Genomic DNA, 12,507 nt, shown 5'->3' with positions numbered 1-12,507 from the left:
CGGCCTTCCCATGTCCCTCCGGCTCCGCCGCGGGCTTGACGGCGGTCAAGCCCCGCACGGGGGGGCGGACCATACTGGGGCTGTGACCCCCGGCACCTGGCACCTGCGGGAAGCCGCCGACGTCGCCCGCGAACACACCGTCGATCCCACGCTGGGCCTCGATCTCGCCGAAGTCCGCACGCGTGCCGGACGGCACGGCCCCAACGAACTGCCCTCTGCCCCGCCCCGCAGCCTCGCATCGCTGCTGGCCGAGCAGTTCCGCGACCTCATGATCCTGGTGCTGGTGGGCGCCGCCCTGATCTCGGGCGTGCTCGGCGACTGGGTCGACACGCTCGTGATCGTGGTGATCGTCGTGCTCAACGCGGCGATCGGCATCGTGCAGGCCTGGCGCGCCGACCGCGCCCTGGCGGCGCTCAAGCAGCTCGCGGCGGCCCACGCCGTGGTGCTGCGCGCCGGCCGCACCGACCGCATCCCCGCCCATGCGCTGGTGCCGGGCGACGTGGTGTTGCTGGAGGCGGGCAACCAGGTGCCGGCCGACCTGCGGCTGTTCGAAAGCGTGCAGCTGCGCATCGACGAGTCCGCGCTGACCGGCGAATCCGTCACCGTGGCGAAGCAGACCGGCGTGCCGGCCGGAGAGACGCACGCGCTGGGCGACCGCACCAACATGGCCTACAAGGGCACGACCGCCACCCAGGGTCGCGGCCGCGGCCTGGTGGTCGCGACGGGGCGCACCACCGAACTGGGGCAGATGGCGCACCTGCTGGCGCAAGGCGGCTGGGAGCCCACGCCGCTGCAGCGTCGCCTCTCGGCCTTCGGCAAGCGGCTGGCGCTGGCCGTGCTGGGCATCTGCGTACTCGTGTTCGCCGCGGGCTTGCTGCGCGGCGAGCCTGCGCTGCTGATGCTGCTCACCGCCGTCAGCCTGGCCGTCGCCGCCATCCCGGAGGCGATGCCGGCCGTGGTCACCGTGCTGCTCGCGCTGGGCGCGCGGCGCATGGTGGCGATCAACGCGCTGGTGCGCCGGCTGGCTTCCGTGGAGACGCTGGGCTCGGTGACCTGGATCTGCTCGGACAAGACCGGCACGCTGACGCAGAACCGCATGCGCGCCGAAACACTGCGCGACGGCCAGGGCCTGCGCTGGGACGCCGCGCAGTCCGCTGCCCCCGCCGCTTGCGAGCTGCTGCGGGCCGCGGCGCTGTGCAACGACGCGCAGGTCGCGCGCGACGGTGCGCTGCAGGGCGATCCGACCGAGACCGCGCTGGCCGCACTCGCCGCCAGCGCCGGCCTGCAGCGCGCCGCGCTGGAGCGGCAGTCCCCCCGCATCGCCGAAGAGCCCTTCGATGCCACGGTGAAGCGCATGAGCACCTGGCACGGCGACGCTGCCGGCGTCGTCGGCTACACCAAGGGTGCGCCCGAGCTCCTGCTGCCGCTGTGCGAGGGACTGTGGCACCCCGCGGGCGCCACCGCGCTCGACCACGCGCACTGGCTGCAGCAGGCGGAGGCCATGGCCGGCGAGGGCCTGCGCGTGCTGGCCTTCGCGCGGCGCGCGCTGCCCGCGCCGCCCGAGGCGGGCGACGTGAAGGGACTGCAGTTCCTGGGGCTCGTCGGCCTGATCGATCCGCCGCGCGAGGAAGCGGCGGCCGCCGTGCGCGAGTGCCTGGCCGCCGGCATCGCGGTGGCGATGATCACGGGCGACCATCCCGCCACGGCGCGGGCCATCGCCTGGCGCCTGGGGATCGTGCGCGACCCGCGCTCGCCCGTGCTCACGGGGGCCCAGCTGGCAGGGATGGACGCGGCGGCGCTGGCGGCCTGCGTGCGCGAGGTGCGGGTCTACGCGCGGGTCGATCCGCTGCAGAAGATCCGCATCGTGCAGGCGCTGCAGGCGCACGGCGAACTGGTCGCGATGACCGGCGACGGCGTGAACGACGCGCCGGCGCTGCAGCGCGCCGACATCGGCGTCGCGATGGGGCGAGGCGGCACGGACGTGGCGCGCGGTGCCTCCAGCCTGGTGCTGCTGGACGACAACTTCGCCACCATCGCGGCCTCGGTGCGCGAAGGCCGGCGCATCTACGACAACATCCGCAAGTTCGTGCGCTACGCGCTGACCGGCAACGCCGGCGAGATCGGCGTCATCTTCCTGGCGCCGCTGCTGGGCCTGCCGCTGCCGCTGCTGCCCATCCACATCCTGTGGATCAACCTCGTCACGGATGGCCTGCCCGGGCTGGCGCTGGCGGCCGAGCCGGCCGAACGCAACGTGATGCAGCGCCCGCCGCGGCCACCGGCCGAGAGCCTGTTGGCGCGCGGCCTGTGGCAACAGGTGCTGGTGGCCGGCCTGCTGCTGGCGGGCCTGTGCCTGGGCGTCCAGGCCTGGGCCCTGCACGTGGGCGACGCGCACTGGCAGACGATGGTGTTCACGGTGCTGACGTTCGGGCAGTTGGCGCTGGTGCTCGGCCTGAGGTCCGAGGCGACGCCGCTGTGGCGCCTCGGCCTCTTCAGCAATGTGCCCCTGCTGCTGGCCGTGCTGCTGAGCGTGGTGCTGCAGCTGGCCACGGTCTACGTGCCCTGGCTGAATCCGGTGTTCCGGACTCAGCCGCTGACGGCGATGGAGCTGGGTTGGTGCCTCGCGTTGGCGGCGCTCGTGTGGGCCGCGGTGGAGGCGGGCAAGGCCTGGTGCGGCAGGCCCGCCGGCTGACGGTTCAGTGCAGGCAAGCGGCTTCCACGGCCGGGTAGGCGAGTTCGCGGCCCATCATGGCGCGGGCGTAGAAGTAGTTGTTGCGGGTGCGCTCGCTCATCTGGTCGAGGTCGACGTGGCCTTCGGCGTCGCACGGGAAAGCAAAGTCGCTGCCGCTGCGCAGCGAGCGGAAGCAGAGCTGGAAGGCGCTGGACTTGCTGCTGGTGCTGGATTCGAACATGGTGCTCTCCTGGAACGTTTTGCCTTTCGGCATGGAGCAACTATGGGCGACGAGCCGGTTGGCGGCGATCAGCGCATGCTGAATCGAAGCCTCGGCGAAATCCGGATGGCAAGCACGGCGGGCACCGAGGGGGGCTAGGACGCGTCCTATGCCGAGGGAGGCTCTGGCGTACGGCGCGGCAGTCCGGCCGCCCCATCGCCTCCCCCGTCAGGTGCTCAGCGGCGCGTCGGGTTGTGCGGGGCGCGGTCGAGGCGGTTCGGCACGCCGTCGCCGTCGGCATCGCCCGGGCGCGACTGCATCGCCGCCTGGTGCGCGGCACGCGGGTCGTAGTGGCGCCAGTCGCGGTCGTACACGTTCGAGATGCCGTCGCGGTCGGCGTCGCCCCACAGGTCACGGCGATCGTGGCCGCCGCGCACGTCGTGGCGCGAGCGGTAGTACACGGGCTGCGGCTGCACGTACACCGGGCGGGGCTGCACGTACACCGGCTGCGGCTGCTCGTACACCGGCTGCGGCTGCACGTACACCGGGGCGGCGTGCACGTGGGCCAGCGGCACGCCGATGGAGACCGCGAGGTCCGTGCGGGCGTGGGCGGCGGACACGGCTGCCAGCGAACCGAAGGCAACCGCAGCGGCGAGGAAGGTCTTGGAGGAGAGAAGGCGGTTCATGAAGGACTCCTTGGTTGGTGTGCCTTCATGATGCGACCGGGTCGATGAACCGATCCTGAACCGATCGCAGCTTGTCGCCGCCCCATTTTCAGTCGATCGTGGCCCCGCTGCGCTTGATCACGGGACCCCACTTCGCCAGTTCTGCCTTCATGAAGGCAGCGAACTGCGCCGGCGTGCCGGGTTCGGCATCCATGTACTGCGCCTTGAGCTTCTCCCTGGTCGCGGGGTCGCGCATCGCCGCCACGAATTCATGGTTCAGCCGCTCGATGACGGGAGCCGGCGTGCCGGCGGGCGCCACCAGCCCGATCCAGGCGCTGCCGTCCATGGGCACGCCGGCCTCGCGCAGCGTCGGCACGTCGGGCAGTTGCGCGACGCGGTGCGCGGTGGACACGGCGAGCGCCTTGAGCTTGCCGGCCTGCACCTGCGGCATCACGGCCAGCGGTGCCAGGCTGGTCATGTGGGTGTCGCCCTGCAGCACGCTGGTGACGGCAGCCGGCGACGAGTTGTACGGCACGTGCACGACGAAGCTGTGGGTCAGCGACTTGAGCATCTCCATGCTCAGGTGCGAGAGGCTGCCGACGCCGATCGAGGCGTAGTTGTACTTGCCGGGATTCCTGCGCAGCAGGTCCATCAGTTCCCGCAGCGTGTTGACCCCCAGCGAGGGCGTCACCGCGATCACGTTGGCCTGGTGCACGCCGAAGGTGATGGGCGCCAGGTCGCGGAACGGGTCGTACGGCATCTTCCTGTACAGGACGGAGTTGTTCACCAGCGGCCCCGTGATGGAGGCGCCGATGGTGTAGCCGTCCGGTGCCGCCTTGGCCACCACGTCGGTGCCCAGGTTGCCACCCGCGCCGGAGCGGTTCTCGATCACGACCGGTTGCTTCAGGCCCTGCGACGCGCGGTCGCCCACGATGCGCGCGAACACGTCGGGGGTGGAGCCCGCCGCGAAGGGCACGACCAGGCGGATCGGCCTGGCGGGGTATTCCCCCTGGGCCCGCGCGGCGGTCCAGGAGCTGGCGAGGATGGCGGCCGGCGTGGCCGCCAGCGCTTTCACGAGTTGGCGTCGTTGCGTCACTGCTTGTCTTCGGAGGAGAAAGGAAGGGATCAGCCCACCCACTTGCGGGCGTTGTGCCAGATCTGCATCCAGGGGCTGAACGCGGAGGGATCGCCCGCGGTCCAGGACATCTGGATGTTGCGGAACACCCGCTCGGGGTGCGGCATCAGCGCCGTGAAGCGGCCGTCCGCCGTGGTCACGGCGGTCAGCCCGCCGGCGCCGCCGTTCGGGTTGAACGGGTAGCGCTCGGTGGGCTGGCCGAAGTGGTCGACGAAGCGCAGCGCCGCGATGGCCTGGGCGGCGTCGCCGCGCCGCGCGAAGTCGGGATAGCCTTCGCCGTGCGCCACCGCGATCGGCAGCCGCGCACCGGCCAGGCCCTGGAAGAACAGGCTGGGCGAGTCCAGCACTTCCACCATCGCCAGGCGCGCCTCGAAGCGCTCGCTGCGGTTGGTGGTGAAGCGCGGCCACGCCTGCGCGCCGGGGATGATGTCGGCCAGCTCGGCGAACATCTGGCAGCCGTTGCACACGCCGAGGCCGAAGGTGTCCTGGCGGGCGAAGAAGTCCCGGAACTGGCGCGAGAGCGCCGGGTTGAAGGTGATGCTGCGGGCCCAGCCGATGCCGGCCCCGAGCGTGTCGCCGTAGCTGAAGCCGCCGCAGGCCACCACGCCGATGAAGTCCGCCAGCGCGTGGCGGCCGGCCTGCAGGTCGGTCATGTGGACGTCGACCGCATCGAAGCCGGCCAGGGTGAAGGCGTAGGCCATCTCGACATGGGAGTTGACGCCCTGCTCGCGGAGGATGGCGACTTTGGGGCGGGTCAGGTTGAGCGCGGGAGCGCCCCCACCCCCGCCCTCCCCCAGAGGGGGAGGGAGTGAACCCGCCTGGCTCCCTCCCCCTCTGGGGGAGGGTTGGGGTGGGGGCGCCCCCGGCAGAAACACATGCAAGCCCGGATCATTCGCCTCCCCCGCCGCCGCGTGCTCGCTGTCCGCGCAAACCGGGTTGTCGCGCTGCTGGCAGATCTTCCAGCTCACGCTGTCCCACACCTGGTGCAGGTCGGCCAGTTTCGCGCCGAAGACCGCCTTCGTGTCGCGCCACACCTGGACCTCGCCCTTGCCGATGTCCATGGGCGAATCGGCGGGGCGCGTCTTGCCGACGAAGTGGGCGTGCTTCGACAGGCCATGCTGGCGCAGCACCTGCATCACCTCGTTGCGCTCCGCCGTGCGCACCTGCAGCAGCACGCCTAGCTCCTCGCTGAACAGGGCCTTGAGCGTGAGCTCCTCGCGGCGCGCGCTGACCTGCGTGGCCCAGTTCTTGGCGTCGCCGTATTCGGCGCGGCTGTCGCTGATGCCGTCGCCCTCGGTGACCAGCAGGTCGATGTTGAGCGCCACACCCACGTGGCCGGCAAAGGCCATCTCGCAGGCGGCGGCGAACAGGCCGCCGTCGCTGCGGTCGTGGTAGGCCAGGATGCGGCCCTGCGCCCGCAGTTCGTTGACGGCGTCAACCAGCCGCACGAGGTCCTGCGGATCCTCGAGGTCCGGCACCTCGCCGCCCGGCTGCGCGAGAACCTGCGCCAGGATGCTGCCGCCCATGCGGTTGCGGCCGCGCCCCAGGTCGACCAGCAACAGGGTCGTGTCGTCGCTCGCCTGCAGCTGCGGCGTGAGCGTGCCGCGCACGTCGGCCACGCTGGCGAAGGCCGTGACGATCAGGCTGACCGGCGAGCTCACCTTGTTCGTCCTGCCGCCTTCGCTCCACTGCGTGCGCATCGACAGGCTGTCCTTGCCGACCGGGATGGCCACGCCCAACTGCGGGCACAGTTCCATGCCGACGGCCCGGACGGTGTCGTACAGCGCCGCGTCCTCGCCCGGTTCGCCGCAGGCGGCCATCCAGTTGGCCGAGAGCTTGACGCGCGGCAGGTCGATGGGGGCGGCCAGCAGGTTGGTGATCGCCTCGGCCACGGCCATGCGGCCGGACGCGGCGGCGTCGGTGCTGGCCAGCGGCGTGCGCTCGCCCATGCTCATCGCCTCGCCGGCGAAGCCCTGGTAGTCGGCCAGCGTCACGGCGCAATCGGCCACGGGCACCTGCCAGGGTCCGACCATCTGGTCGCGGTGCGTGAGCCCGCCGACCGTGCGGTCGCCGATGGTGACGAGGAAGCGCTTGGAGGCGACGGTGGGATGGCCCAGGACCTGGATGGCCGCGTCCTGCAGGGAGACGCCGGTGAGGTCGAGGGGCGTGACCGGGCGCTGCACGCGGCTGACGTCGCGGTGCATCTTAGGGGGCTTGCCGAGGAGGACGTCGAGGGGCATGTCGACGGGCAGGCCCTCACCCCCGCCCTCTCCCGCAAGCGGGAGAGGGAGCAAGTCATTCCCCGTGGACTCGGGGGCTTCACTCCCTCTCCCCTCCGGGGAGAGGGTTGGGGTGAGGGGCACCCCGTCCGCCACCACCAGCTGCCGTTCTTCCGTCGCCACCCCCACCACCGCGAACGGGCAGCGTTCGCGCTCGCAGAAGGCGCGGAACTGGTCCAGCGATTCCGGGGCGATCGCCAGCACGTAGCGCTCCTGGCTTTCGTTGCACCAGATCTCCTTCGGCGCCAGGCCCGATTCCTCCAGCGGCACGCGCTGCAGGTCGAAACGCGCGCCCCGGCCGGCGTCGTTGGTCAGCTCGGGGAATGCATTGGACAGGCCGCCGGCGCCCACGTCGTGGATCGCCAGCACCGGGTTGTTCTCGCCCAGCTCCCAGCACCGGTTGATCACTTCCTGCGCGCGGCGCTCGATCTCCGGATTGCCGCGCTGCACCGAGTCGAAATCGAGTTCGGCCATGTTGGTGCCGGTGGCCATCGACGAGGCTGCGCCGCCGCCCATGCCGATGCGCATGCCGGGACCCCCGAGCTGGATCAGCAGGGTGCCCGGCGGGAAGGGGATCTTGTGCGTGAGGCGGTCATCGATGAAGCCGATGCCGCCGGCGATCATGATCGGCTTGTGGTAGCCGCGGGCGACGCCCGCCACTTCCTGCTCGTACTCGCGGAAGTAGCCCAGCAGGTTGGGCCGGCCGAACTCGTTGTTGAAGGCCGCGCCGCCCAGCGGCCCCTCGGTCATGATCTGCAGCGGGCTGGCGATGTGCGCCGGCTTGCCGAACTGGCCGCCCCAGAGCTTCGAGACGGTGAAGCCGGTGAGGCCCGCCTTGGGCCGCGCACCGCGGCCGGTCGCGCCCTCGTCGCGGATCTCGCCGCCGGCGCCGGTCGACGCACCGGGAAAGGGCGAGATCGCCGTCGGGTGGTTGTGCGTCTCCACCTTCATCAGCACGTGGTGCACTGCCTCGCTGGCGCGGTAGACGCCGCCCGCGCCCGGCACGAAGCGCTCGACCCGATGGCCTTCCATCACCGCCGCGTTGTCGGCGTAGGCGACGATCGTGTGCTGCGGGTGCGCCTGGTGCGTGTTGCGGATCATGCCGAACAGGCTCTTGTCCTGCGGCTGGCCGTCGATGGTGAACGAGGCGTTGAAGATCTTGTGCCGGCAGTGCTCGCTGTTGGCCTGCGCGAACATCATCAGCTCGACGTCCGTCGGGTTGCGCGCCAGGCCGGTGAAGGCCTGCACCAGGTAGTCGATCTCGTCGTCGGCGAGCGCCAGGCCGAAGCGGCGGTTCGCCTCTTCCAGCGCGGCGCGGCCACCGGCCAGCACGTCGACGTGTTCCATGGGCTGCGCCTGCACCTCGGTGAACAGGCGTTCCGCCTCGTCGAGGCTGGGCACCACGCTTTCCGTCATGCGGTCGTGCAGCAGGTCGGCGACGGCGGCCAGCTGCGCGGCCTCGAGCTGCGGCTTGCCCAGCCAGCCGGAGGCGAGCTGCAGGCGGTATTCGACGGCCCGCTCGATGCGGCGGATCGCGAGGCCGCAGTTGTGCGCGATGTCGGTGGCCTTGGAGGCCCAGGGCGACACGGTGCCCAGGCGCGGCGTGACCACCAGCAGCGGCCCCTGTCCGGCGCCGGTAGAGGGCTCGCCGTAGGTCAGCAGCGCGGCGAGCCGCTCGCGCTCCTCCGCCGTGAAGGCATGGTCGCTGGCCACCAGGTGGACGTAGCGCGCCGCGATGCCGCTGATCTTGGGATGCACCGCTTGCAGGCGGGGCAGGAGTTGCTGGATCCGGAAGTCGCTGAGGGCCTGGCCGCCCTCGAACTCGGTGATGTGCAGGGACACTGTGCTGAAGCCTTCGGATGGGGCGCGGGCGCCGCTGACTGGGGCGCTGCCGGGAGACGCTGCCATTCTACCTGCGCGACTTTTGCTGCTCTGGGATAATCCGCCCATGGGTATCACGATCAAAGACGAAGCAGGCATCCAGGGGATGCGTACCGCGGGCCGCCTGGCCTCGGAGGTCCTGGACTACCTCACGCCGCTGATCAAGCCGGGCATCACCACGAAGGAGATCGACCTCCTCGCGGCCGAGTGCATGGGCAAGCAAGGCAGCACCTCGGCCACGCTGGGCTACCAGCCCGCCGGTTATCCGCCCTACCCGGCCTCGCTGTGCACCTCGGTCAACAACGTGGTGTGCCACGGCATCCCGAACGAGAAGCCGCTCAAGAAGGGCGACATCGTCAACGTCGACGTCACCGTGATCAAGGACGGCTGGTACGGCGACACCAGCCGCATGTTCATCGTCGGCGACGCGTCCATCGCGGCCAGGCGCCTGGTGGCCATCACCTACGACGCGATGTGGCACGGCATCATGCAGGTCCGCCCCGGCATCCGGCTGGGCGACATCGGCTGGGCGATCCAGAAGTTCGCGGAGAGCAACGGCTTTTCCATCGTGCGCGAGTTCTGCGGCCACGGCATCGGCCGCAACTTCCACGAGGAACCCCAGGTGCTGCACTACGGCAAGCCGGGCACGCTGGAAGAGCTCAAGCCGGGGATGACGTTCACGATCGAGCCGATGATCAATGCCGGCCGCAGGGACGTGAAGGAATTCGGCAACGACGGCTGGACCATCGTGACGAAGGACCATTCGCTGTCGGCGCAATGGGAGCACACGGTGCTGGTCACGCAGACGGGCTACGAGGTGCTGACGCTGTCGGAGGGCAGCCCGCCGCCGCCGGCCTTCGTGAAGGCCGGATGACCTCGCTGCGCTCGATGACGAAATGACGGAATGACGGAATGACGAATCCGGGTCATTCCGTCATCGAGGCGGCGCAGCCGCCAGGTCATTCCGTCATCGGCGCGGCCTACAAGCAGCGCAAGGGCGAGCTGCTGGCGGAGTTCCGTGAGGGCGGCACCACGCGCAGCGTCAAGGGCCTGCTGCAGGCGCTGAGCCACGTCGCGGACGATACGCTCAAGGCCCTCTGGCAGCATGCCGGCCTGCCGGCGGGCATCGCGCTCGTCGCGGTGGGCGGCTTCGGGCGCGGCGAGCTGTTCCCGTATTCCGACGTCGACGTCCTGATCCTGATGCCGGACGGCATCTCCCCGGACCACGACGCCCCCCTCAAGAACCGCATCGAGCGCTTCATCGGCAGCTGCTGGGACGCCGGCCTGGAGATCGGCTCCAGCGTGCGCACCGTTGCCGAATCGCTGGCGCAGGCGGCCGAAGACGTGACGGTGCAGACGGCGCTGATCGAATCGCGGCTGATCACCGGCTCGCGCAAGCTGTTCGTCGAATTCCAGGCGCGCACCCGCGCCCGCATCGACGCCCGCGCCTTCTTCACGGCCAAGACGCTGGAGATGCGCCAGCGGCACAACAAGTTCGAGAACACCCCTTATTCGCTGGAGCCGAACTGCAAGGAGTCGCCCGGCGGCCTGCGCGACCTGCAGGTGATCCTGTGGGTCGCGAATGCCGCCGGCTTCGGCAAGAGCTGGGACGAACTGGCGCGGCGTGGCCTCGCCACCCCCTTCGAGGCGCGCCAGATCAAGGCCAACGAGGCGCTGCTGTCGATGATCCGCGCGCGCCTGCACATCGTCGCCGGCCGGCGCGAGGACCGGCTGGTCTTCGACCTGCAGAACGCGGTGGCCGATTCCTTCGGCTACAAGTCCGTCCTGCGCACCGACGGCCGCCTCGTCGCTCGCCCGAGCGAGCGGCTGATGAAGCGCTTCTACTGGGCGGCCAAGGCGGTGGCCCAGCTCAATCAGATCCTGCTGCTGAACATCGAGGAGCGGCTCAATCCGCTGGCGGCGGAGGCGCGCCCCATCAACGACCGCTTCCTGGAGAAGGCCGGGATGATCGAGGTGGCGAGCGACGACCTGTACCTGAAGAACCCGCGGGCGATCCTCGAAACCTTCCTGCTGTTCCAGACCACGCCAGGCGTCAAGGGCCTGTCGGCCCGGACGCTGCGCGCGCTGTACAACGCGCGCAAGGTGATGGACGCGAACTTCCGCAACGACCCGGTCAACCACTCCACCTTCCGCGCCATGCTGATGGCGCCGCGCGGCATCACGCATGCCATGCGCCTGTTGAACCAGACCTCGGTGCTCGGGCGCTACCTGTGGGTGTTCCGCCGCATCGTGGGCCAGATGCAGCACGACCTGTTCCACGTCTACACCGTGGACCAGCACATCCTCATGGTGCTGCGCAACGTGCGCCGCTTCTTCATCGCCGAACACGCGCACGAATATCCGTTCTGCTCGCAGCTCGCCGCCGGCTGGGACAAGCCGTGGATCCTCTACACCGCGGCCCTGTTCCACGACATCGCCAAGGGCCGCGGCGGCGACCATTCCGAGCTGGGTGCGCGCGAGGTGCGGCGCTTCTGCCGCCAGCACGGCGTGCCGGCGGAGGACTGCAAGCTGGTCGAATTCCTCGTGCGCCAGCACCTGGCCATGAGCAACACGGCGCAGAAGAAGGACCTGGGCGACCCGGAGGTGATCAAGGCCTTCGCGGCGCGCGTGGGCAACGAGCGCTACCTCACCGCGCTGTACCTGCTGACGGTGGCGGACATCCGCGGCACCAGTCCCAAGGTCTGGAACGCCTGGAAGGGCAAGCTGCTGGAGGACCTGTACCGCTACACCGTGCGGGCGCTGGGCGGCGCCGCGCCCGATCCGCGGGCCGAGGTCGAAGCCCGCAAGCGCGAGGCGCTGGTGCAGCTGCAGCTCTATGCGCTGCCCTTCGAGGCGCACAGGAAGCTGTGGGACACGCTGGACGTCGGCTACTTCATGCGCCATGAAGCCGGCGACATCGTCTGGCACACGCGCCACGTTTCGCGCTACGTCGGCACGGCCAAGGTGCTCGTGCGCGCGCGCATGTCGCCGGTGGGCGAAGGCCTGCAGATCATGGTCTACACCGCGGACCAGCCGGACCTGTTCGCCCGCATCTGCGGCTACTTCGACCAGGCCGGCTTCAGCATCCTGGACGCCAAGATCCACACGGCCACCAACGGCTATGCGCTGGACACCTTCCAGGTGGTGACGGCCATGCTGCCGGAGCACTACCGCGAGTTGTGCAGCATGGTGGAGTCGGAGCTGGCGCACGTGCTGGCGGCGGCGGGCCCCTTGCCGGCCCCGAGCCGCGGCCGCGTCTCGCGCCGGGTCAAGAGCTTCCCGATCCCGCCGCGGGTGGACCTGCAGCCGGACGAAAAGGCGCAGCGCTGGCTGCTCTCGGTTTCCGCCAGCGACCGCGTGGGCCTGCTGTATTCGATCGCGCGGGTGCTGGCGCGCCACAAGCTGAACCTGCAGCTCGCCAAGGTCACCACGTTGGGCGAGCGGGTGGAAGACACCTTCCTGATCGACGGGCCCGAGCTGCAGCAGAACCGCAAGCAGATCGAGATCGAGACGGAGTTGCTGGAGGCGGTGGCGGCTTGAGGCGGGGCGACATCCGCGCCGCGACGGGCACGACGTCATCCTCGGGCAGGCGGACATGTCGTCATCCCCGCGCAGGCAGTCATGACGTCATCCCCGCGCAGGCAGTCATGACGTCATCC

General features: G+C 70.4%; 7 protein-coding genes. 3 read left to right on the top strand and 4 right to left on the bottom strand.

The window, feature by feature from the left end:
- Positions 1-82: 82 nt before the first annotated feature.
- Entirely contained in the window at positions 83-2,689 is a 2,607-nt protein-coding gene (locus JI746_RS20700) for a cation-translocating P-type ATPase (protein ID WP_330893050.1), read from the top strand.
- A gap of 4 nt (positions 2,690-2,693) precedes the next feature.
- On the opposite strand, the gene JI746_RS20695 is transcribed toward JI746_RS20700, so the two are convergent.
- From JI746_RS20695 to purL, 4 genes are all read right to left on the bottom strand, one after another.
- A complete protein-coding gene (locus tag JI746_RS20695; protein ID WP_201692282.1) occupies positions 2,694-2,909 on the bottom strand; it encodes a hypothetical protein in 216 nt (71 codons plus the stop codon).
- A 215-nt stretch (positions 2,910-3,124) separates the two neighbouring features.
- Positions 3,125-3,574 carry a PXPV repeat protein gene (locus JI746_RS20690; protein WP_201692177.1) on the bottom strand — a complete coding sequence of 150 codons (450 nt, stop codon included), beginning with the start codon at positions 3,572-3,574 and terminating at the stop codon, positions 3,125-3,127.
- A gap of 88 nt (positions 3,575-3,662) precedes the next feature.
- A complete protein-coding gene (locus tag JI746_RS20685; protein WP_330893049.1) occupies positions 3,663-4,649 on the bottom strand; it encodes a Bug family tripartite tricarboxylate transporter substrate binding protein in 987 nt (328 codons plus the stop codon).
- A gap of 29 nt (positions 4,650-4,678) precedes the next feature.
- Positions 4,679-8,809, bottom strand: coding sequence for a phosphoribosylformylglycinamidine synthase (gene purL, locus JI746_RS20680; RefSeq protein ID WP_201692176.1), 4,131 nt, complete (start codon positions 8,807-8,809; stop codon positions 4,679-4,681).
- A gap of 106 nt (positions 8,810-8,915) precedes the next feature.
- Here purL and map point away from each other — a divergent pair, with 106 nt between their 5' ends.
- Positions 8,916-9,722 carry a type I methionyl aminopeptidase gene (map, locus tag JI746_RS20675; RefSeq protein WP_201692175.1) on the top strand — a complete coding sequence of 269 codons (807 nt, stop codon included), beginning with the start codon at positions 8,916-8,918 and terminating at the stop codon, positions 9,720-9,722.
- Between the two features lie 38 nt (positions 9,723-9,760).
- Positions 9,761-12,388 carry a [protein-PII] uridylyltransferase gene (locus JI746_RS20670; RefSeq protein ID WP_201692174.1) on the top strand — a complete coding sequence of 876 codons (2,628 nt, stop codon included), beginning with the start codon at positions 9,761-9,763 and terminating at the stop codon, positions 12,386-12,388.
- The last annotated feature ends 119 nt before the right edge of the window (positions 12,389-12,507 follow it).

Origin of the sequence: Ramlibacter alkalitolerans, assembly GCF_016722765.1 — a bacterium.
GTDB classification, from domain to species: Bacteria; Pseudomonadota; Gammaproteobacteria; order Burkholderiales; family Burkholderiaceae_C; genus Ramlibacter; species Ramlibacter alkalitolerans.
This window is presented reverse-complemented; position numbering and strand designations above follow the sequence as displayed.

Bases quoted from the DNA above. Each gene is read 5' to 3' on its own strand.
- JI746_RS20690 (WP_201692177.1), bottom strand. From the start codon at position 3,574: ATGAACCGCCTTCTCTCCTCCAAGACCTTCCTCGCCGCTGCGGTTGCC.
- JI746_RS20670 (WP_201692174.1), top strand. From the start codon at position 9,761: ATGACGAATCCGGGTCATTCCGTCATCGAGGCGGCGCAGCCGCCAGGT.
- JI746_RS20695 (WP_201692282.1), bottom strand. From the start codon at position 2,909: ATGTTCGAATCCAGCACCAGCAGCAAGTCCAGCGCCTTCCAGCTCTGC.
- map (WP_201692175.1), top strand. From the start codon at position 8,916: ATGGGTATCACGATCAAAGACGAAGCAGGCATCCAGGGGATGCGTACC.